This window comes from Marinobacter sp., from assembly GCF_035268745.1.
In the GTDB taxonomy this organism is placed as follows: domain Bacteria; phylum Pseudomonadota; class Gammaproteobacteria; order Pseudomonadales; family Oleiphilaceae; genus Marinobacter.
Genome location: NZ_DATFKH010000239.1, coordinates 1 through 20771, shown reverse-complemented (window position 1 = coordinate 20771; position 20771 = coordinate 1). Strand labels below are relative to the sequence as shown.

Below are 20771 nucleotides of genomic sequence, written 5' to 3'. Positions count from 1 at the left end.
CGGGGCGATTGTCAGCTGTCCGGCCCGAACCGGTGGGGCTCAAGTTCCCGCTGAATAATGCGCGGGCCAAGCATGATAATGCGCCCCATATAGCGTTCCTCACCGGTGGTGGTGAAGTCGAACAGGAATCGCCGCCATACCCGCAGGCTGCCACGGTCATCGCGCTTGAACCAGAGGCCGCGAAGATAAACCGCATCATCCAGGAGCATGACGTCCATGGCTTTGCAGTAATCCCGTGCAGCCTGCAACACATAGTCCTTGATGGCCTTGCTCCGCCACCAGTACCAGACGACGAAGCCGGCTACAAACAGCCAGAACAGGTCGCCGAGTGTCATGCCCAGCGTCATGAGGCGGTTGGCTGAGCATGATCGTTGTGGTCACGACCCAGCAGAATGTAGAACGCCGGCAGCACGAATACCGTGAACAGCGTACCGATACCAAGGCCGGCACTGATAGTCAGGCCAATCGCAAAGCGGCTTTCAGCGCCCGGACCGACGGCAATCAGCAAGGGTACCATGGCAAAAATCAGCGCCAGCGACGTCATGATGATGGGCCGCAGCCGGATGGCCGCCGCTTCAATCACTGCATCGCGCTTGCCAAGGCCACGGCTGACCTGTAATTGGTTGGCGAATTCCACAATCAGTATTCCGTTTTTCGAGACCACCCCGATCAGGGTGATCAGACCCACCTGGGTATAGATGTTCATTGACGCAAAGCCGAGCACAATGAACGCCATGGCACCGGCAATCGACATGGGCACGGACACCAGAATGATGAACGGATCACGCCAGCTTTCAAACTGGGCGGCCAGTACCAGATAGATTACCAGCAGTGACAGGAAAAAAGTGACGATCAGTGCGCTGCCCTGGTTGGCAAACTGCCTCGACTCACCAGTGTAGTCAAAGGTGAAGCCCTGCGGGAAAGTCTCATCCGCCGCCTGTTCGATAAACGCCATGGCGTCGCCGATGGTTGTGCCGGGCGATACCACGCCCTCAAGGGTCAGGGAATTCAACTGGTTGAACTGGGTGCGCTGGGATGGTTCCACGTCTCTGGTGAAACTTATGACGCTACCCAGCGGTATCAGCTCGCCGCTGTCGGCCCGCAGGTAATAATCGTTCAGTGCCTGTTCATCCAGCCGGAATTGCTGATCCACCTGTGGAATGACCTGGTAGGACCGGCCCTGCATATTGAAGCGGTTGATGAAGCCGCCGCCGAGCATGCTGGACATGGCCTGACCAACGTCCTGCATCGACAGACCCAGATCCGCCACCCGGTCACGATCGACGTCAATCCGGATAACCGGGCGGTCAAACTCGATGGATTTTTTCAGGAACATGAAGTTGCCACTGGCCATGGCTTTGCCCAACAGGTCGTCGGCGACATCGTTGAGGCGATCATAGTCCTCACCCGTGGTGATCACGAACTGGAACGGCAGACCCCCGCCGGAACCGGGCAGTGACGGCCGCGGGAAGACGGCTGTCTGCAAGCCGGTCACATTCTTCAGTTCCTGGTCCAGCAGCGGCTGGGCCTCGAACTGGCTGATGTCCCGCTCGCTCCAGGGTGCCATCTTGAAACCGCCGAACACGGCGTTCGGGCCGGTGATGCCCAGAATCATGAAATCTTCGTTGTAGCCGGGCACCGTGGCCATGCGCTCCTGCACTTCATCGCCATGTTCCTGCAGGTACTCCAGCGTGGACGTCTGGGGACCGAGGCCCTGATAGAACAGAATGCCCTGGTCCTCGGTGGGTGCCAGTTCATTCTGGCTCATCGTCACCATGAAGTAGATTGAGCCCAGGACAATCAGGGCGAAGAAGATAACCACCGACTTGGTTTCCATCAGTGATGTCAGTGCGCGCTTGTAGCCGCTGGCCAGGCTGCCGAAAGACGTTTCCACCTTGCGTTCAAACCAGCCCGGGTTGCCATGGGGCTTCAGTACCTTACCGGACAGCATGGGCGACAGTGTCAGCGCCACAATGCCGGAAATGACCACCGTGCCCGCCAGGGTGAATGCAAACTCGGTAAACAGCGAGCCGACCAGGCCCCCCATAAAGCCGATAGGGGCGTAGACCGCCACCAGCGTGGTGGTCATGGCAATAATGGGGGTCGCCATTTCCCGGGCGCCGTTGAGTGCGGCGTCAAACCGGCTTTCACCAGACTCGATGTGGCGGTGGACGTTTTCCACCATGATGATGGCATCATCCACCACCAGACCGATGGCCAGCACCATGGACAGTAATGTCAGCAGGTTCAGTGAATAGCCCAGCATCAGCATTACAAAGGCGCCACCGATCAGTGACAGCGGGACGGCCACAGACGGCACGATTGCTGCACGAACGGAGCCCAGGCACAGGAACACGATGACCAGCACGATGCCGATGGCTTCCAGCAGGGTTTTGACAACCTCATTGATGGAGTTTTCGATAAAGTCGGATGCGTCGTAGGCCAGACGGACGCTCATGCCGGCCGGCAGCTGGGATTCGATTCCGGGCAGCTCGTCCTTAACCAGCCCGGCGACCGTCAGCGGGTTGGCGCCGGGTGACAGCTCAATGGCGACGTAGGTGGCGGGCTGGCCTTTATAGAGTGCAAGCTGGTCATAGGTTTCCGAGCCCAGTTCCACCCGGGCAATGTCCTTGAGGCGGATCAGCGAGCCATCCGATTCCTTTACCACCAGGTCCCGGAACTGATCGGGGTCACCCACGTCAGTGTTGGTGGTCATGCTGATCTCGGTGTACTCGCCCCGGGTGTTGCCTACGGCGGCCTGGTAATTATTTTCAAGCAGTACGTTGACCACTTCGCGGGGCGTCATATCCACCGCAGACAGGCGCTCCGGGTCCAGCCATACCCGCAGGGCAAACTTGCGCCCCAGCAGCTCGGCCTTGCCAACGCCAGACAGAGCCTGCAGCTTGGGCTGGACCACGCGGGTGAGGTAATCGGTAATCTGCGGTACCTGCAGTTCTTCACTGTAGAACGCGATGTACATCAGCGCCGTGGAATCGCCGGTAGTGGAGGTGATTACCGGGTCCTGGGCGTCTGCCGGCAATACGTTGCGCTGGCTGGCCACCTTGGCCTGGATTTCGGCGAGGGCGGCGTTGGCATCGTAGTTCAGCTCCATTTTGGCGGTGATGGTCGATGTGCCCTGGGAACTGGTCGAGGTGAGGTAATCAATACCGCTGGCTTCGGCAATCGCCTGTTGCAGCGGCGTGGTGATAAAACCTTTGACCAGGTCGGAGCTGGCACCAGGGTAGGCCGTGGTCACAGTTACCGTGGTGCTTTCCAGTTCGGGATACTGCCGGATCTCCATTTCCAGCGCCGCCCGGGCACCCAGAAGCAGAATCAGCAGGCTGACGACCGTTGCCAGAACCGGTCGCTGCACAAATAGGTCAGTGAACCGCATTACTCGGACGCCTCCGCTGAATCGCTGGCTTCCTCAACGATGGTGACTTGCTGGCCTGACCGCAGTCTCAAAAGCCCCTTGGCCACAACCTGCTCGCCGGCTTCCAGTCCACTGGTCACGGCTACCCTGCCGTCTCGCGTGTTGCCGCTTTCAATCGTTCGGCGCTTGACCACCAACTGGCCATCGTCATTCTCGGCAACGACATACGCATAATCGCCATAGGTGTTGTAAGAGATGGCGGTGCGAGGAATGGTAACGACCTGGCGATCCTGCGGCTGCAGGGTGTTGATGGTGGCAAACATGCCGGGACGCAGCAGATTGTCATTGTTGTCCAGAGTGGCGCGCACTCTTACGGTGCGGGTCTGGGGATTTACCGAGGTGTTGATCGCGCTGATCCTGCCGCGGAAGGTCTCGCCGGGCACGGCAGCAACGGTGGCAAGAACCTCATAGCCCGTTGATACCATCGGCAGATCCTTTTCTGACAGGGTGAAGTCGGCGTAGATGGGATCCAGCATATTGATTTCAACAATGGCTGTTCCGGTGGCAATGTACTCGCCCTGATCCACCAGCCGCAGGCCCAGGTTGCCATCGAAAGGCGCCCGGATCACTTTCTTGCTGCGTTGCGCTTCTGCCTCGTTTACCCGGGCCTCGGCGGCGTCGAAGTTTGCTTTGGCTTCGTCGAACTGGGCCTGGGACACCGCCCGCTTGGGCAACAGGTCAGACACCCGCTCGAAGGCCTGCTCGGCAAGTTGTGCCTCGGCCCGGCGGGTGCGCACGGCTGCTTCATCGATGGCAGCATCAAGCCGGACCAGCACGTCCCCCTTTCCAACGGTGTCGCCGGATTCAAAATTGATTTCCTGGACCACGCCGGGAACTTCGTTGGCAACCTCGATTCCATTAATGGCTTCTATACTGCCCACGGCCTTGATCTGTGGAGTCCAGCTTTCGGTTTGTGCTGTCACGGCAGAGATTTTGGCGGGCGGCTGCGGCTGGGACATCTGTTCCTGCATCTGGCCAAACTGGTAGAACTTGTAGCCAAAGATGCCGCCAAGAACGACACCAAGAAGGATGATGACGATCACGAAGCGGGAAGCGGTGCGCATAGCTGTAATCCTGCAGAAATTTAGAAATGAGTAAAGGGTAGTATCCTAAACAATGGCTTGGCATGCTGTCACTGACTTGTCAGTCGAAATGCGTACAATCACTGTGGGTTAAGTATACCCATTACGGTCACCAGCAGGATTAGTTCATGCACTGGATACTTGGCATTGCCCTGACGGCAGCCGTGTTCATTATTCTCAGGCAGTGGGGCGCACTGAGCGCTGAAAAAAAGAAGACCGCTGTCTGGAAAACCGCGCTGGTTGTTGGTGGCGCGCTGCTGCTGTTCATGGTGCTGACGGGCCGGGTCCACGTGCTGGTTGCGGGTGTTGCCGCCCTGATTCCCCTGTTGCGGAAAATACCGATGCTGCTCAGGTTCCTGCCGCTGGTCCAGCGGATGAGGGGCCAGAAAGGGCCGGAAAGCAGCGAAGGGCAGGATGGTGCGCAAAACAGCTCAACCGGGCAATCTGCTGTCAGCTCCGGGGGAATGGATGTGAATGAAGCCTGTGACACGCTTGGGATTGCGCCCACGGCAAACCGGGAAGATATCATCGCTGCTCACCGCCGGCTGATCCAGAAGCTGCATCCCGATCGCGGTGGCAATGATTACCTGGCTGCAAAAATCAATGAAGCCAAAAGTGTGTTGCTGAAACACTGCTCGCCGGACGACTGATTTTTTATTCCATCAGATCCACCCGGACTTGCCATGAATTAGCGCTGTTACCGGTTTCACCGGTCTTGTACACGATGCCGGTCTCTACCCCTGAATGGCTCTGGCGGGTGCTGCCCAGTGCCACCCACTGCCCCGGCTCTACCCGACGAAGGGTCATCAGTGCTTCGGTCTGGTAACCGGGCATACCGCTGTCCGGATCCTCCTCGAACGAAACAATGTTGAGCTCGATGGCGCGGTCTGAAATCACCTGGGGGCTCACGATAAAGCCGCTGCGGGTTTCGACCTTGTCAAGGAAGACCGCGGGATTGCGGCCTCCCCTGATGGCGATGGGTAGGGCCCGCACCTGGCCAGAGGTGATCTGTGCCGACTGTCCCTCCTGTACAATCAGCGACCGTTCCGAGGTCTGCCGGGTCGTTGTGGTTTTACGGCTGGCTTCCACATTCACCCGGTTATTGGTGATGCTGAGTCCGCCGCCGCCCTGCTTGCCCATGGCGTTGTTCACAGAGCGTACCGTCACCCGCATCTGTACCGGCGCCACATCCATGGTTTCCACAAGCTGGCCGATTTCATCAAGCACCGGAGGCTCGCCCCGCACCACCATCTGCTGGCCGCGGCTGGTAATGGTAACCTCACCGCCCGGGTAGAGGTCGCGAATCTGCTGCGCGACGTCGCTGGCCGGGCGCTGGCCCAACTGGAACTGGCGGGCCTCGGGCGCTGCCAGCAGTGGATTGGCCAGCAGGAGCAACAACAGGGCAGGCAGGGCGGATTTGACATACGGGCGCATGAAAGACTCCGGGCAGACCATGATATTCGCAAAAACCCGCCGGGCGGGTTGCAATCCCGGAAACGCGGGGGTTATATTGGAAAGCATGAAGACGACACCAGCGATCTGTCAATTGAACTTTCTGAAAGTGATCGGTAATGAACCGATGGCTCGGGGCGCTGCCGTGTTTTTCTGGTGGTCTGGCTTTGGCTATTTTAGCCACAGCCCGGGCCGCCGTTGAAATCGTCTTGAACGACTGAACAACGAGTAAGGCAGCCCGGCACCCGACCAGGCTGCCACCGGACTCATAAAGCCCCGACTGGTAGCCCACCAGCCGGGGCTTTTTTGATTCTGACCCAGGGAAACAGGAACCAGTAACATGAACATGCCAACCAACCCGGCTGCGCTGAATGCGGAGCGGACGCTGATTGCCGCAAGCCAGCCGCAGACCATTGCCACCCGACCTGCGGTAACTCCGCTGCCTGCGCCGGCACAGCTCAGGCATGATTTTCCGGCATCCGCCGGGCTGCAGTCCCGGGTAGCCGCACACCGTGACGAAGTGCGCCGCATTCTGAGCGGCGAGGATTCGCGGCTGCTGATCGTGGTCGGGCCCTGTTCCATTCACGACGATGTCGCGGCGCTGGAATATGGCCTGAAGCTCAGCAGGCTGGCGCGGGAGGTCAGTGACCGCTTCCTTATCGTGATGCGGGCCTACCTGGAAAAACCCCGCACTACGGTTGGCTGGAAAGGTCTGCTTTATGATCCCGACCGCACCGGTCAGGGTGACCTGAATGAGGGCCTGATACGTTCACGCCGGCTGCTGCTCAACCTGGCGGGTATGGGCCTGCCACTGGCGACGGAAGCGCTGAGCCCCTTCGCCATGGATTACCTGGGGGACCTGGTCAGCTGGACGGCCATTGGTGCCCGCACCACCGAGTCCCAGGTGCACCGGGAAATGGTCAGCGGATTGCCAATGCCGGTGGGGTTCAAGAACGGGACCGACGGCAGCGTCGGTGTTGCCGTGAATGCCATGAAGTCGGCGGCCCATGCCCATCAGCATTTCGGCATTGGCGACACCGGCGCCCCGGTGATGATCAATACGCCCGGCAACCCCGATACCCATCTGGTCCTGCGCGGTGGCCGTGGTATTACCAACTACGATGCAGCCAGTATCCGCGAGGCCATGGCCGCCCTGAATGCTGGCGGTGTAAGCCGATCGGTGATGGTGGATTGCAGCCATGACAACGCCTGCAAACAGGCGGACAGGCAACTGGACATCGCCCGGGAAGTGCTTGCCCAGCGCCGCGCGGCTGAGTACGACGGCAGCCGGGGTATCATCGGCCTGATGCTGGAGAGCTTTCTGGAACCGGGCCGTCAGGACGACGGTGACGACCTGGTGTTCGGTTGCTCCATTACCGACCCCTGCCTCGGCTGGGACCAGACGGCACAGCTGCTCAGGAGCCTGTAGCGCCGGCCGGGGTGTCCCCGGCGACAGTGGACAGCAACAGTTGCCCGGCCAGCAGCAACAGCACGCCGCCCATCAGTCGGTCGAGCCAGTGCCCGCAACGGCTGAACCCGCGGCGGATATGGGGCAGAGTGAAAAATACCGCCACCAGCATGAACCACAGCCCGGTGGCGACGGCCATTTAGACGCCATAACACTCTGAACCACCACCGGCGTGCCGGGTCTGATCACCACTGAAAACAGCGACACGAAGAACAGTGTGGCCTTGGGGTTCAGGATTGTTTCATTGAATAACGGAGGGGACTCTATTTTATACTGTTCCTACCCAAGAGCTTACCGGAATCAGGAGCGCAGCAGTGGATAAACGCAACGTGGATGTCGCCATTATTGGCGCTGGAACGGCCGGCATGGTGGCCTATCAGCGCGTACGCAAAGCCACCGATAACCTGGTGCTTGTCGAATCGGGCCAGTATGGAACCACCTGCGCCCGGGTTGGCTGCATGCCCAGCAAGCTGCTGATTGCGGCGGCTGAAAGCGCCCATAACATGCGCCACGGCGACCTGTTCGGGGTAGTGGCTGGCGGTGTAACCGTTGATGGCAGGCAGGTGATGGAGCGAGTGCGGACAGAGCGGGACCGCTTCGTGGGTGGCGTGCTGCATGCCGTCGAAAACTTCCCGGAAACCCATCGTCTGAAAGGCCATGCCCGGTTTATCGGCCCGAACCGGTTGCTCGTCGGTAACGAGCTGGAGGTAAACGCCCAGCGCATTATCATCGCTACCGGTTCCCGCCCCAATATCCCCGGATTACTGCAAGCAGCCAAAGATCGCCTGGTGGTGAACGACGATATCTTCGAATGGCAGGATCTGCCCGAATCCGTGGCCGTATTCGGCCCCGGCGTGATCGGTCTCGAACTCGGGCAGGCCCTCAGCCGCCTGGGTGTCCGTGTCCGCATGTTTGGCAAGGGCGGTGCCGTGGGCCCGATACAGGACAAAGCCATCGAGGACTACGCGCTGAAGACCTTCAACGAAGAGTTTCCGCTGGACCCGGACGCGGACGTTAAAAAAATTGAACGGGTCGATAAGGGTGTTGCCATCACCTTTACCGATGACGACGGTAGTGAAAAAACAGAGACGTTTGATTACCTGCTGGCGGCAACCGGGCGACGCCCGAACGTCGACGGGCTGGACCTTGTGAATGCGAATATCGGGCTCGACGAAAAGGGCGCTCCGCTGTTTGATCCCCATACCCTGCGCTGCGGGGACAGCCACATATTTATTGCCGGCGATGCCAATAACCGCCTGCCATTGCTGCACGAAGCCGCCGACGAGGGCCGTATCGCCGGTGATAATGCCGGTGCCTATCCGGAGGTGCGCACCGGCCTGCGCCGGACACCGCTGGCCATCGTATTCACCGACCCCCAGATCGCCTCAGTCGGTCTGACCATCAGCCAGGTGGATGAACGTTGTCGGGGCTGCTATGCGGTTGGCGAAGTGTCCTTTGAAGACCAGGGGCGCAGCCGGGTGATCGGCAAGAACCGGGGCCTGCTGAGGGTCTATGGCGAGCACGGCAGCGGCCTGTTCATGGGCGCGGAAATGTTTGGCCCGGCCGCCGAACATATCGCCCATCTGCTGGCCTGGTCTGCCCAGCGCCGGCTGACCGTCAGCGAAATGCTGGAAATGCCGTTCTACCATCCGGTGATCGAAGAAGGCCTCAGGAGCGCGCTCAAGGACCTGAACCGGAATCTGAATATCGGCCAGCCGCCGGAGGAAGGATGCACTGACTGCGGTCCTGGTGTCTGAGCTGGCCGACACCTGATCCATAGATTCGTGCTATCGCAGAAATTTGCGAACTACACTTTAACTATTGAAAAGTGTGTCGTATCCTATCTTTAAATTAAGCACTTCAAGGAGACAAGCTATGAGCACCAATTTTCTCGGACTTGATACTGAAAAAACCGCCGGGCTTGCAGATTCGCTGAACGAGTTGTTGTCCAACTACCAGATCTTCTACATGAACGTTCGCGGCTATCACTGGAACATCAAAGGGGACAATTTCTTCGAGCTGCACGTGAAATTCGAGGAGCTTTACGACGATCTGCTGCTCAAGATTGATGAAATTGCAGAACGGGTACTAACTCTGGGCCATCGCCCGGCGCATGCGTACAGCACCTATATCGAAAAATCCGAGGTGCCGGAACGGAAAGATGTTTCCGATGGTAAAGAAGCGGTCGGCAACATCGTTGAAAGTTACGGCATGCTGATCAGAACCCAGCGCAAATTGCTCAACCTTGCCGGTGAGGCTGACGATGAAGGCACCGTTGCTTTGATGAGCGATTACATCTCTGAACAGGAAAAAACCCTGTGGATGTATCGCAGCTATCTGGGCCAGTAAACCCCAGCATAGATTGCGGAGAAAAAGCAGAAGTGAAAGCGGCCGCCAGGCCGCTTTTTTTCTGCCTGACATAGTCCTGTCTTCAGATTGTCTTGCAACTGAAACGGCACTGTCATCCGGACATCTCAGAGTGTTGGTAAGACATACATCAACCAGCACCTGAGGCGACTATGAAATTCTGCAAATCCCTGCTTACCCTGGCCATCACTGGTTCATTTATAGCCCTGACCGGCTGCACTGACGACGGCGATAATGGCGCTGATGGAACCAATGGCACCAGCCAGACCCTGATAGAAATGAACGTTCTGGGCACCTACGCCAGTGGGGCTTTCGATGAAAGCGCCGCCGAGATCGTGGCCCACGATCCCGCGAACCAGCGCCTGTTCGTGGTGAACGCCAACAACGCCACCGTCGACGTGCTGGATATCAACGACCCGGCACTACCGACTCTGATGGGCACCATCGATGCCAGTGCCGAAGGCGGTCCCGCCAACAGCGTAGCGGTATTCGGCAACCTGGTAGCCGTGGCCATTGAAGCCAGTGTGAAGCAGGACAACGGCAAAGTGGTTTTCTACAACACCGCCGACCTGAACAAAATTGGTCAGGTCACTGTTGGTGCGCTGCCGGATATGGTGACCTTCACCCGTGACGGCCAGGCCGTACTGGTCGCCAACGAAGGCGAGCCCAGCGATGACTACACCAACGACCCGGAAGGCTCTGTCAGCATTATTGACCTGTCCAGTGGCGTTGCATCTGCCACCGTCACCACAGCTGATTTCACCGCGTTCAACCCCCGGCAGGCGGCTCTGGAGGCACAAGGCCTGCGGGTATTCGGCCCCGGCGCTACCCTGGCACAGGACATGGAACCGGAATACATCGCTATCTCGATTGATAATCAGACCGCCTGGGTTGCCCTGCAGGAAAACAACGCCGTTGCGGAGCTGGACATTGCCGCCGGCGAAATTACCGCCATCCTGCCGCTGGGCTTCAAGGACTACAGCATCATCGGCAATGAACTGGATGCCAGCAACGCGGACGGCGGCATCAACATTCGTAACTGGCCGGTGAAGGGCATGTATAACCCGGACTCCTTGACCAGTTACGGCTACAACGGCAAGACCTATTACATCACTGCCAACGAAGGTGATGCGCGGGATTATGATACCTGGACTGAGGAATTCCGGGTCAGGGATCTTAGGCTGACCGGCCCATTGGCGGCTATCGGTGATCTTCAAGACGATGGGAACCTCGGTCGGCTACGAATCACCTCAACGCTCGGTAGCAGTAATGCCTGCGATGCATCCCGATTGCCAGCCGACCTGGGCGATCTGAACGGCGATAACGTCACTGATATCGCTGACGTGGCGTTCCACATTGAAAACAACTGCGAGTACGACACGCTTTATGGCTACGGCGCCCGGTCATTCTCGATCTGGTCTGCTGACGGCCAGCGGGTATTTGACAGCGGCAGCGAGTTTGAACGAATTACCGCCAACCTGATCCCCGAAGGTTTTAATGCCTCCAATGATGACAACGAAGCCGATGCCCGCTCAGATGACAAAGGCCCTGAGCCCGAGGCTGTCACCGTTGGTGAAATCAACGGCCAGACCTTCGCCTTCATCGGTCTTGAACGCGTCGGGGGCATCATGGTGTACAACGTGACCAACCCGCAGAACCCGGAGTTTGTTCAGTACCTGAACAACCGCGACTTCAGCGTATCCCAGACCGACCTGGAAAACGGCCTGGCCGGTGACCTGGGCCCTGAAGGACTGGCTTTCATCCCCGCGGGCCAGAGCCCGAACAGCAAACCCATGCTGGCTGTGGGTAACGAAGTGAGCGGCACAACCACCCTGTACACTGTCGATGTGATCGAACTGACCGCAAACCAGGCAAATAACTAGCCCGTCAACGCGCCGGCCGGCCCAAAGCACCGGCGCTTGTTAACACATGCATTGAGGCTGAAAAAAGTGCGCCGCAGGCACACAGAAGAGCTGTGGGTTCTGGCAGATCTTCGTACAGATCCTGGACTCAGGCCTGCAGCATCTTCCGCCGCAGGTAGGCAATCTGTACCTGATGGGGAAGATTCTTCGGACAGTTGTCCTGACAGCCGAGCAGGCTCATGCAACCAAACACACCGTCTTCGTTACCCAGTACCTCGTAATAATCGGCATCGGTGCGCGTATCCCTGGGGTCCAGGTGAAAACGGCCCAGCTTCATGAAACCGACCGGGCTGAGGAAACCAGCGCGCATCTGTCTGGTGGCGCAGGCCGCAACACAGCAGCCGCATTCGATGCAGCGGTCCAGCTCGTAGATGGCCGTTGCCAGCTCCGGCTCCATGCGCTGTTCCAGGCTATGGATATCCCCATCCTCGTCGGCATGAATCCAGCCTTCAATCCTTTCGGTCATTTCACGCATGAATTTCCCGGTGTCCACGGACAGGTCACCGATCAGGGCAAAGGCCGGCAGCGGGTGCAGGTTGAACTCGCCGCTTTGCGAGGTGGTGGTCAGGGTACGGCAGGCCAGCGTCGGCAGGCCATTGATCACCATGGCGCAGCTGCCACAAATGCCGGCCCGGCAGACAAAATCGAACTTCAGGCTGGGGTCCTGCTCCTCCCGTAACCGGGTCAGGGCGATAAACAGCGTCATCCCGTCCGTTTCTTCCAGCTGGTAGCGCTGCATACGGGGCTGGTCCCCCGGAAGCTGGGGGTCATAGCGGAAGATATTGAAAGTAAGGGTGCGGCCAGAGTCGTTCATGCGTCCTCCACACCAGAACGGTGGTTGCGGGGCTGGTATTTTTCCGGAATTTCAAACGGCATCAGGGCCTGCTGGCGGGTAAAGCGGTCGGAATCGGCATCCAGGGTCTCAAGCTGCCGCTCGATTTCCGCCCCACGCGCGGGGGTGTCCGGATGGTGGCTGGTGAGGTCGGCACCATAGCCGCGAAAGCCGGGGGGCAGCTCCATCGACATCACATCCAGTGGCTCGTAGTCGAGCACGATTTCATCGTCCCGCAGAAAATAGAGGCTACGTTTGAGCCATTCATGATCATTGCGCTCCGGATAGTCTTCCCGGGAATGGGCGCCCCGGCTTTCCGTGCGCGCCAGGGCGCCCCGGGCGGCACAAAGCGCCAGCTTGAGCATCTTTGGCAGGGCGATCGCCAGCTCCAGTTCCGGGTTGGCGTGGCTCACCCGGTGACGCAGGGCGATGTCCCGGCTGCGCCGGAGCAGGTCGGTCAGCTCGTCGACAGCCTCCTGCAGGTCCTTGCCATTACGGAAAATGCCCACCTTGCGGGTCATGATGCTGCACATCTCCCCCCGCAACTGAAAGCAGTTCTCCCCGGATTTCCGGCCCAGCAGGGTATCGATCCTGCCGCGCTCGGTGTCGATGAACGACTCGATCACGCGGCTGTCGATATTGAGGGACTGCTGCTGACAGAAGTCGGCCACATATTCACCGACAATCATTCCCGCCACCACGGTTTCAGCCACCGAATTGCCCCCCAGGCGGTTAAACCCGTGCAGATCCCAGCAGGCGGCTTCGCCGGCCGCAAACAGTCCTTTCAGGTGAGTGCTTTCGCCCCGGTGGTCGGTCCGTATCCCGCCCATGGAGTAGTGCTGGGTGGGGCGCACCGGGATGTAGTCAACCGCCGGATCAATGCCCAGGAAGGCATCACAGATTTCCTTCACCTCCCGCAGGTTTTTCTCGATGTGCTCACGCCCGAGGATGGTGATATCCAGCCAGAGATGATCGCCGTAGGGCGAAGGAACGCCCTTGCCCTTGCGCATGTGCTCGGTCATGCAGCGGGAGACCACGTCGCGGGAGGCCAGTTCGGCTTTATCCGGCTCATACTCGGGCATGAATCTGTGGCCATCCACATCCCGCAACACTCCGCCGTCACCGCGACAGCCCTCGGTGGTGAGGATGCCTGCCGGCACAATCGCGGTGGGGTGGAACTGTACCGCTTCCATGTTCGCCAGAGGAGCCACCCCTGTCTCCAGGGCGATGGCGGTGCCCACCCCGTCGCAGATCAGGGCATTGGTGGTAATCGCGTAGATTCGCCCGAAGCCACCGGTAGCAACGGTCGTGGCCTTGGCCACATAGGCCATCAATTCACCACTCACCATGTCCCGGACGACGGCGCCGTAACAGCGGTTGTCGTGGTGAATCAGGGCAATCGCCTGCTTGCGTTCGTGCACCGGGATCTCGAGTGAAATCGCCTTGTTGTCCATGGCGTAGAGCATGCTGTGACCGGTACCATCGGAGGTATAGCAGGTACGCCATTTCCTGGTGCCGCCAAAATCCCGGGCGGTGATCAGACCATGGTCTTCGGCGCGCTCGGAAATGGTGACGGTCCGGGCATTAACAATGGCCTTGCGGTCCCCCTGCTTCACCCGGTTCCAGGGCACCCCCCACTGGGCCAGTTCCCGTACGGCCTTGGGTGCCACGTGGCAGAACATGCGCGCCACCTTCTGGTCACAGCCCCAGTCGCTGCCTTTGACCGTGTCGGCAAAATGCACATCCTCATTATCCTCCTTGCCCTTGCTGGAGGATGCCAGGCTGGCCTGCATGCCGCCCTGGGCGGCTGCCGAGTGCGAGCGTTTGGCGGGAATCAGGGAAAGCACCAGGGTATCGAGACCGCGCTGCCTGCTGGCAATGGCGATACGCAGTCCGGCCAGGCCGCCGCCGATGACCAGGGAATCGGTATAGATAATTTTCATCCGTGTGTCTCCCTATGCCATCCCGATTCGAATAAAGGTGATCAGCGTCAGCAGCCCGATCAGAATAAATGCCGAGGAGATAACAAGCTTGAGCCGTTGCAGTCGCCGCCTTGTGCTGGCCGGATCGCGGGAGGGGAAAAGGTTCCACTTCACGGCCAGGCGGTAGCAGCCGATGGCCCCATGCAGTTCTGCCGCCAGCAACAGAGGCAGGTACAGCACCCAGAAGTCACCCGCGACGATCCGCTGCGAGGAACCTTCGGGGCCAATGGTCTCCGGGACCGCAAACATGGTGAACAGGTGGGCAGGCACCAGCACCAGAATAATCACACCGGTCACCGCCTGAATGATCCACTGGCCGGTATCCCGGTGCCGTACCAGCTTTCGGTACTCGCGCAGCTGGCGATACTGTTGCCAGCTGGCGGGAAGCTTGCGCATGGCGAGTGCGGCATGAACCAGCACCAGCAGCGAAACCACCACTGCAATCAGCGAAACAACCACCGGGTAGCCTTCACCGCTCGGCGACAGGAAGGCCCCCTCCATGGTGGCCGCTACCCAGGTCATGGCCTCCTTGCCCAGCAAAATGCTGGCAACCAGCAGCAGGTGGAACCACAGAAATAGTGCCAGCAGAAAACCTGACAGACTTTGCCACAGGTCCAGTTGGGCGGCGGTACGGCGATGGCCGAAAGGGTTGTAACGCCATGAAATCGCCATTGGCAAACTCTCCCAGTCAGTTTGGCCGGCGCTGATCCGGCAGCTGAGCGCCGATACCCGGGGAGGAAATCGCAGGTGCCCGGGCTATCAGAGTGGTACTGAAAAATCCCAATTTTTGTTGGTTCTGTTCCGAGTGTAGCTCACTACTTAATCCGGAAGCAGGCCAGTCTTTGCGGGTCTTGACTCAAGTCAACACAGCAGGCGTTTAATGATTACCCGGCCCCTGTCACCCTGAGCGTTACTCAAGGGCGCCGTGTTCTGCCTCGTCCAGATAACGCTGGATCAGGGCGTCCGCCTGGGGGTCATCCCAGTCGGCATAGCTGCGCATGTAGCTGATCACGCGGCCCCGGGCATCAATGAAAAAACTGGCGGGAAATACATCGACGGGAAACTGGCGGGCGAATTCCTCAATGCGGCCCATGTAAAGCCCCAGGTGCTTGATATCGAGCCGGTCGTAAAATGAACGGACGGCCGGATAACCGGCATCGTCCAGAGCCACCGCCAGCACTTCAAAACGGTCACTGCCCAACCGCTGCTGCAACCGGTCCAGTGCCGGCAGTTCGCGGATACAGGGCGGGCACCAGGTGGCCCAGAGATTGAGCAACACCAGCTTGCCCTCAAAATCCGCCAGGCTGAGAGACTCGGTGTTATCCCGGATCATTGGCAGCGGCATGACCGGTTGCGGTGTTTCGACCGCTATAAAGCTGTTGACCGTTCCATCCGAGGGCTCGGTTTCTGAATGGTTTGCCAATACCGGTGCTGCCAGCAGCGACAGCAACAGCCAGATCAGGGAAATACGCACGGCCAGTCCTCTTGCAACGAAAACTGCCAGTATAAAGCTCCGCGGCTGCCACCGCAGCCCCCAATCGAAAGCAAAGGCCGGATTTTACTCATCGTCGATTTTCAGGGGTGACGGCGGTATGACAACCCACTCGGGGTCTGCAAACTCGCCAATCGGACGTATCTCGCAGAACCCGGCGGCACTGCGGATAATCTCCGCCACCCGGGGATCGTGCTGACCTTCCATGGCGTCCCGGCTGGCCTTGCTTTCCCAGTGGGCAATGGCAACAAGTACGTTCGGGTCGCCGATTTTCCGATGCAGTTCGGTGCCCCGGGCGCCGGGGGCACGCTGGATAATTTCACTGGCACGAACCCAGGCATCGGCGTATTCCTCGGCTGTATGTCCTTCCTGGATATGAACTTCAAAGATATATTTCATCTCGCCGCCTCCTTAATACATCTCGGGGTCAGGCCCTGCCTCTTGCCCGGTCGAGACATTGCGTGAACAAAACTCAGGACCTGCCTCCCATTTTCCTGCTCCAACGCGCCGGCTGGCCAAAGGCCCCGGGCGTTTTTGCCCACGAAGCCATACCACAGTAGCCGACGCGCATACCCTAAACTACCTTGGCAGAAACCCCCTGAAAAATCGGAACGCTTAGTTATTAGTCGGGATATAACGAAAAGCAGGGGCGCGTTTATGGTAAGTTGCTGTTAAAAATAAGGAAATGCCATGGCATATCTAGCGGGCTTTCACTTTCACCTCGACCTGGATTTTTACGTACTCGATATCCGGGAAGCTGACGAGTATCTAAAAAGCATTGTCTCAAGGTACTCGGACCTGATCTTCAATCAACGGACCGAGGTCCATGCCAGGCTAGAAGAGGGAAGTTTAAAGGCCAACCTGATAATTCTCGGTGCCATTTACATAGGTATTGGCCAGTATGGGTCATTTCGTTCAGGTATCGACTATCTAATTAAAGATGCCAAGGCTATGAAAGATCTTGTTACCAGTGAGATTGTGAGAAATGGGCTTAATGAATCAGACATAATCGAGGTGAAGCGGTTGTACTGCGATCCCGATAGGATCCGGCGAGTTTTACTAGCGATTGATAGGGTTGAGTTGAAGCCAAACTTATCGGAACAAGACCATGCGAGAGAAGTTTCGAGAATAAAGGCGTCGGTCAGGAAAATATGTTATTCAATCGATGAGAAGGATGCGGGGCTTTTTGCCTCTTCGATTCCTGAAAAGTACTGGCCGGAGGACCCCCAAATTCCTTATTTCGTTGACCGCTACCGGGTGTTGGCAAGAGAAGAAGACTTGGCGCGGTATCCGGTCACCAACAAGAATCGGCTGGGGTGAGCATTGCAGCGGACAAGCCGCTCAATTCGACGTCGAGTCAGAGAGCATGGATCGGGTTTGTGGAAAATTACAAAGGTGGAAACCTGTGAAACAACTGACAAGCACGGCCAGAAGAGTATATAGAAACCTGGAAATAATGGCCCAGGTCGTTTATTTCATTACCCGAGTTGCTTGAAAGACCCTCCCCGCATGCGCAAGGAATAATGGAGAACAACGGTGTTTAAATGGTTATCCCTGCTGTCAATACTAGTCTTCGCAATGACGAGTGCTATTGCGCAACCTGAAAATGCTGCCGCGTCAGCCCAGTTCTATCAAGGCATAGTTGCCAGCCCCGAAGGGCGCACCTGGATACTTCAGGCTTGGGGTACGAGGCTAGGTGCTGAGGCGGAGTGCACACAAGGCAAGAGCTGGGTTTTTTTCGCCGATGGTTTGCTGGTGAAGCGCACCTGTGTTGATGGCCAGATTGCAGAGCAGCAACACAACTGGTCAATCAAAGCGACCCAAGCAGGGCCAATCGAGCTCACTATTGATACAACTGCGCACTGGATTGAAATACTGACCGATAAAATAACAGAGCCCGGCCTTCCTCCGTCTGAGGTGCTCATTGCAAAAATTCAGGAGACGCGCGACTTCCAAGAAGAGCGGGTGCCCACTTACCAGCTAAAGCGAACAAAAGACGAGTAAGCCTGATAGTTTCGGACGGGATCATACGATGACTGAAACGGTATATAGAGTATGGGACATTCTGCTTAAATGTTTAGGGATTCTTGGGGCTGTGGGCAGTTTGCTATGGGGTGTGTACCAATACGTCGACACTCAACAGCGAGCATTGGACGCTGAATGGATGGCGCGCGACAGGGCGTTTGCGGAAGAGCTATTCAAACGTCGCATTGATGAATATCAGTCTATTGCCTTGACGGCTGGCAAACTCAGCGCTCCGGCGGAAAAGCCCAAGGAACTTGCGCTCGATATTAAACAGTTTGAGCGCCTGTATTGGGGATCGCTTGCCACACTGCGGTCCGACAGAGTGGTTAAAGCGATGGACTATTTGCGCAGTGGTATAGAAAACTATGAGCAGGGCCGGAGTATGCTGGGAGATACCAAGCCAGAGGATCAACTGAAGATCCGGGCGCGGGCGTTGATTCGCGCGATCCGCTCAGCCATCAACGAAGAGCGCGAGGCATTGGCGATTATTCGCGCCGGTGGGCCCTTTGTCTCTAAGGATGAGCTATGAAAAGACTAATGTGCCTGTTGATACTAATGTGTTGTACAACAGCGTATGGTCAATCCGATTATTCGGTTGTCTTTTTGTCAATTGGGGTCGAACACTACGCAAAGCCCGAGGGACGAAGAGATTCACCAAGCGCGATTGCCTTCTCAAACCCCCCGTCGGGTGCACACTCCGCCAACCGGGTGGCGTATCAATTAGCGCAGCGGAGTGCTGTTTGGGGGCTTAAGTTAGTCGATGATCCGAACCACCTGATTACACGGGAAGACATTTGGGGTGCGGTCAATGAGGCAGCGTCCGCAGCCTCGCAGTTGGAAAATCCGCTTTTGGTGGTTTACTACAACGGTCATGGGCTGGGTGAGGGGCTTGGCTTTGGACATTTTCTGATTCCTGGCGATTTCGTTGGGCCTTACCCGTTTATCGACCTTGTCGACGCGGAGGAGCACCAAGTCGTCAGCGTCCTCGGCATACTGGAACTGATTGCCAATGCAGGTCTGCCTTACCTAGTTTTACTGGATACTTGCTACGACGCAGATGAGCAGACTTTCAAGAACACGATGGCCCCGGATGTTGAGGAGTTGGGTCGCAGCGTTACCAACATTCTGAGGGCATTGAATAGCCAGTATGCGGCGGTAACGGCATCCGAACCTACCTCAGGGGTTCAATCGCTGGCTGATCCAAATCCTCGCCTATCCCATAAAACAATTGGGCCGCTGGCGCGTCGCTTACTGATCACTATGGACCAATTGGGCAGCGGTGAAATACCCGTGCAAGCCTTAGTTGATCGCTTGGCGTCGGCCTCATTAGACACAGAAACCCAAGTGGCGCGTGTACAACCGCCTGATCACAGTTGGCTTGGCTTACTGCCTGCGGTGGGTGAGCCTGCGTCTTTTAAAACACGCCTTGGTACTGGAATGAAGGCTAATTTTGCGCCATTGGATAGTGTGATTGCCGAGGAAAAACAGGAGGAAGAGGAGGGGCAAAGCACTCAACTTCAGCTTACCCCCCAACCCCGCTATGCCAAAGTCGCGCTTAAGGCAGGGTCGTTCGGGGCTAACAGGCCAGCGTCGTTTGGCCAAATTAATGATGACACGGATATCGTGTTTTCCACGCATCTTAGAAATGCTGCTGATTTCTCCACTGCCGATTCCGATGTTTCAAGTTTCAGCTATGATTTTCCGCGAAACATGATCGCTAAACTGCCCAGTGCGTTCAGCTTCGGGGGGGTTGATCGCTTCGACGATAGGCCCGGGGTTGGCCTTAGTTTCAGGGGTATGACCTGTGACGTTGCTTCCGGCGAAGCAAGTAACGTCATTGCAACTTTTCAAAGTGACGTTTTGCAGACGTTGTCGATGAACTTTTCCGTGGTCTGCAGTAATGGTGTAACTGCGGAAGGGACGATGGATGTGGTGTGGTAGAGTAGTTGCTTGTCATTGCTGCAATACTCAAAAGAGAAGTTTTGATTTTTCCAATGGGGAACTGATCAGAATATTTGATGAGCAAGAACGAAAGGAGTTAGTTCAGCTAGTTATTAGCTATCCATCTTTACGGGTTCGGATTTTCAGGCTGCCGGATCACACATTGCCAGCGAGCTTGAGTCTCATGGGTCACTTGTCTGGATCGGCGTGCCATCCCGCTGGGGGCTTTTCCCGCAACGCCGTTTGGAATGGTTCTGATCGTCCTGTTTGCCTATTTTTCCTATCTTGATGCCGCGAGTGATTCTTCCGCCTGGCAATACCTGATGATGTCTTCCCGCTTGAGTGGATCGGATGAGCTGATCATTCCGGCGCTGGTTGCAGGGTATCTGCTGGTGTTAGGGCTTGCGCTGCGGGATCCGCGCGGACGGCGGACCTACGTTGTTACAGACCGCCGCGTAATCACGTTTTACAAAGGCAGGAAATTGCGCCAAGGCGGCCCTGAGAAGCTCAGCCAACTGCAGGTGGTTAAGGGAGTCGAGGGACAGATCAGAAACATTGGCGATGTTGTATGGGCGCGGGTCCAGTCAACGGAATTCGCAAGAGGGCGGAGGACCGGATCAGGCCGGGGATCTTATGCCAGCGGTCGACGCGGTGCTGGACTCGATCAGGGCAATCTGATCTGCAATCCCGTCGCCCGGTTCTTGTCCGGCAGCCATGGGATTTCCAATACAAATTCGCCTTGCCTTCGTAAATCAGTCCCATAGACTGAATAGTA

The 20771-nt window shown here is 57.6% G+C and carries 19 protein-coding genes and 1 pseudogene; 10 read left to right on the top strand and 10 right to left on the bottom strand.

The window, feature by feature from the left end:
* Positions 1-11: 11 nt before the first annotated feature.
* The 3 genes from VJ956_RS15400 to VJ956_RS15390 are packed head-to-tail and all read right to left on the bottom strand — an operon-like array spanning position 12 to position 4497.
* Positions 12-335 carry a DUF3301 domain-containing protein gene (locus tag VJ956_RS15400; protein ID WP_324085925.1) on the bottom strand — a complete coding sequence of 108 codons (324 nt, stop codon included), beginning with the start codon at positions 333-335 and terminating at the stop codon, positions 12-14.
* Between the two features lie 8 nt (positions 336-343).
* On the bottom strand, positions 344-3394 hold the full coding sequence (locus tag VJ956_RS15395) for an efflux RND transporter permease subunit (RefSeq protein ID WP_324085924.1): 3051 nt from the start codon (positions 3392-3394) through the stop codon (positions 344-346).
* Entirely contained in the window at positions 3394-4497 is a 1104-nt protein-coding gene (locus VJ956_RS15390; protein WP_324085923.1) for an efflux RND transporter periplasmic adaptor subunit, read from the bottom strand. The genes VJ956_RS15395 and VJ956_RS15390 overlap by 1 nt, the downstream gene beginning before the upstream one ends.
* 146 nt (positions 4498-4643) lie before the next feature.
* Between VJ956_RS15390 and VJ956_RS15385 the strand changes: the two genes are divergently transcribed.
* Positions 4644-5165 (top strand): DnaJ domain-containing protein, encoded by a 522-nt coding sequence (locus VJ956_RS15385; RefSeq protein ID WP_324085922.1) that lies wholly within the window; start codon positions 4644-4646, stop codon positions 5163-5165.
* Between the two features lie 4 nt (positions 5166-5169).
* Here VJ956_RS15385 and VJ956_RS15380 read toward each other — a convergent pair whose 3' ends face one another.
* Positions 5170-6036 carry a secretin N-terminal domain-containing protein gene (locus VJ956_RS15380; RefSeq protein WP_324085921.1) on the bottom strand — a complete coding sequence of 289 codons (867 nt, stop codon included), beginning with the start codon at positions 6034-6036 and terminating at the stop codon, positions 5170-5172.
* Between the two features lie 271 nt (positions 6037-6307).
* Between VJ956_RS15380 and VJ956_RS15375 the strand changes: the two genes are divergently transcribed.
* Positions 6308-7396, top strand: a complete 1089-nt coding sequence (locus VJ956_RS15375; RefSeq protein WP_324085920.1) for a 3-deoxy-7-phosphoheptulonate synthase — start codon at positions 6308-6310, stop codon at positions 7394-7396.
* Here the strand turns inward: VJ956_RS15375 and VJ956_RS15370 are convergent.
* A pseudogene (locus tag VJ956_RS15370) lies at positions 7383-7684 on the bottom strand (LysE family transporter); the annotation flags it as partial. The gene VJ956_RS15375 and the pseudogene VJ956_RS15370 overlap by 14 nt on opposite strands.
* A 65-nt stretch (positions 7685-7749) precedes the next feature.
* Here VJ956_RS15370 and VJ956_RS15365 point away from each other — a divergent pair.
* The 3 genes from VJ956_RS15365 to VJ956_RS15355 all read left to right on the top strand — a co-directional run bounded on the left by VJ956_RS15365 (position 7750) and on the right by VJ956_RS15355 (position 11685).
* Positions 7750-9192: a dihydrolipoyl dehydrogenase gene (locus tag VJ956_RS15365; protein WP_324085919.1), complete on the top strand. Its 1443-nt coding sequence runs from the start codon at positions 7750-7752 to the stop codon at positions 9190-9192.
* Positions 9193-9310: 118 nt separating this feature from the next.
* Positions 9311-9784 carry a Dps family protein gene (locus VJ956_RS15360; RefSeq protein ID WP_324085918.1) on the top strand — a complete coding sequence of 158 codons (474 nt, stop codon included), beginning with the start codon at positions 9311-9313 and terminating at the stop codon, positions 9782-9784.
* Positions 9785-9954: 170 nt separating this feature from the next.
* The gene (locus VJ956_RS15355; RefSeq protein ID WP_324085917.1) at positions 9955-11685 is read left to right on the top strand and encodes a choice-of-anchor I family protein; all 1731 of its coding nucleotides are present in this window, start codon (positions 9955-9957) and stop codon (positions 11683-11685) included.
* A gap of 127 nt (positions 11686-11812) precedes the next feature.
* Here the strand turns inward: VJ956_RS15355 and VJ956_RS15350 are convergent, their stop codons facing one another.
* From VJ956_RS15350 to VJ956_RS15330, 5 genes are all read right to left on the bottom strand, one after another.
* Positions 11813-12538: a fumarate reductase iron-sulfur subunit gene (locus tag VJ956_RS15350; protein WP_324085916.1), complete on the bottom strand. Its 726-nt coding sequence runs from the start codon at positions 12536-12538 to the stop codon at positions 11813-11815.
* The gene (locus VJ956_RS15345) at positions 12535-14499 is read right to left on the bottom strand and encodes a fumarate reductase flavoprotein subunit (protein WP_324085915.1); all 1965 of its coding nucleotides are present in this window, start codon (positions 14497-14499) and stop codon (positions 12535-12537) included. The genes VJ956_RS15350 and VJ956_RS15345 overlap by 4 nt, the downstream gene beginning before the upstream one ends.
* Positions 14500-14511: 12 nt before the next feature.
* The gene (locus VJ956_RS15340; protein ID WP_324085914.1) at positions 14512-15210 is read right to left on the bottom strand and encodes a fumarate reductase cytochrome b subunit; all 699 of its coding nucleotides are present in this window, start codon (positions 15208-15210) and stop codon (positions 14512-14514) included.
* Positions 15211-15448: 238 nt separating this feature from the next.
* Positions 15449-16012 (bottom strand): TlpA disulfide reductase family protein, encoded by a 564-nt coding sequence (locus tag VJ956_RS15335; protein WP_324085913.1) that lies wholly within the window; start codon positions 16010-16012, stop codon positions 15449-15451.
* Positions 16013-16096: 84 nt separating this feature from the next.
* Complete coding sequence (locus VJ956_RS15330) at positions 16097-16429, bottom strand: antibiotic biosynthesis monooxygenase family protein (RefSeq protein ID WP_324085912.1); 333 nt, start codon at positions 16427-16429, stop codon at positions 16097-16099.
* Positions 16430-16720: 291 nt separating this feature from the next.
* Here VJ956_RS15330 and VJ956_RS15325 point away from each other — a divergent pair, with 291 nt between their 5' ends.
* From VJ956_RS15325 to VJ956_RS15305, 5 genes are all read left to right on the top strand, one after another.
* Positions 16721-17350, top strand: a complete 630-nt coding sequence (locus tag VJ956_RS15325; RefSeq protein WP_324085911.1) for a hypothetical protein — start codon at positions 16721-16723, stop codon at positions 17348-17350.
* A gap of 216 nt (positions 17351-17566) precedes the next feature.
* Positions 17567-18034, top strand: coding sequence for a hypothetical protein (locus tag VJ956_RS15320; RefSeq protein ID WP_324085910.1), 468 nt, complete (start codon positions 17567-17569; stop codon positions 18032-18034).
* 28 nt (positions 18035-18062) lie between these two features.
* On the top strand, positions 18063-18584 hold the full coding sequence (locus VJ956_RS15315) for a hypothetical protein (protein WP_324085909.1): 522 nt from the start codon (positions 18063-18065) through the stop codon (positions 18582-18584).
* Positions 18581-19996: a hypothetical protein gene (locus VJ956_RS15310; RefSeq protein WP_324085908.1), complete on the top strand. Its 1416-nt coding sequence runs from the start codon at positions 18581-18583 to the stop codon at positions 19994-19996. The genes VJ956_RS15315 and VJ956_RS15310 overlap by 4 nt, the downstream gene beginning before the upstream one ends.
* Before the next feature lie 248 nt (positions 19997-20244).
* Entirely contained in the window at positions 20245-20760 is a 516-nt protein-coding gene (locus VJ956_RS15305; RefSeq protein ID WP_324085907.1) for a hypothetical protein, read from the top strand.
* Positions 20761-20771 lie beyond the last annotated feature (11 nt).

Bases quoted from the DNA above. Each gene is read 5' to 3' on its own strand.
- VJ956_RS15310 (WP_324085908.1), top strand. From the start codon at position 18,581: ATGAAAAGACTAATGTGCCTGTTGATACTAATGTGTTGTACAACAGCG.
- VJ956_RS15390 (WP_324085923.1), bottom strand. From the start codon at position 4,497: ATGCGCACCGCTTCCCGCTTCGTGATCGTCATCATCCTTCTTGGTGTC.
- VJ956_RS15330 (WP_324085912.1), bottom strand. From the start codon at position 16,429: ATGAAATATATCTTTGAAGTTCATATCCAGGAAGGACATACAGCCGAG.
- VJ956_RS15305 (WP_324085907.1), top strand. From the start codon at position 20,245: ATGGTTCTGATCGTCCTGTTTGCCTATTTTTCCTATCTTGATGCCGCG.
- VJ956_RS15345 (WP_324085915.1), bottom strand. From the start codon at position 14,499: ATGAAAATTATCTATACCGATTCCCTGGTCATCGGCGGCGGCCTGGCC.
- VJ956_RS15385 (WP_324085922.1), top strand. From the start codon at position 4,644: ATGCACTGGATACTTGGCATTGCCCTGACGGCAGCCGTGTTCATTATT.
- VJ956_RS15380 (WP_324085921.1), bottom strand. From the start codon at position 6,036: ATGCTTTCCAATATAACCCCCGCGTTTCCGGGATTGCAACCCGCCCGG.
- VJ956_RS15325 (WP_324085911.1), top strand. From the start codon at position 16,721: ATGGCATATCTAGCGGGCTTTCACTTTCACCTCGACCTGGATTTTTAC.
- VJ956_RS15340 (WP_324085914.1), bottom strand. From the start codon at position 15,210: ATGGCGATTTCATGGCGTTACAACCCTTTCGGCCATCGCCGTACCGCC.
- VJ956_RS15350 (WP_324085916.1), bottom strand. From the start codon at position 12,538: ATGAACGACTCTGGCCGCACCCTTACTTTCAATATCTTCCGCTATGAC.
- VJ956_RS15400 (WP_324085925.1), bottom strand. From the start codon at position 335: ATGACACTCGGCGACCTGTTCTGGCTGTTTGTAGCCGGCTTCGTCGTC.
- VJ956_RS15375 (WP_324085920.1), top strand. From the start codon at position 6,308: ATGAACATGCCAACCAACCCGGCTGCGCTGAATGCGGAGCGGACGCTG.
- VJ956_RS15360 (WP_324085918.1), top strand. From the start codon at position 9,311: ATGAGCACCAATTTTCTCGGACTTGATACTGAAAAAACCGCCGGGCTT.
- VJ956_RS15355 (WP_324085917.1), top strand. From the start codon at position 9,955: ATGAAATTCTGCAAATCCCTGCTTACCCTGGCCATCACTGGTTCATTT.
- VJ956_RS15395 (WP_324085924.1), bottom strand. From the start codon at position 3,394: ATGCGGTTCACTGACCTATTTGTGCAGCGACCGGTTCTGGCAACGGTC.
- VJ956_RS15315 (WP_324085909.1), top strand. From the start codon at position 18,063: ATGACTGAAACGGTATATAGAGTATGGGACATTCTGCTTAAATGTTTA.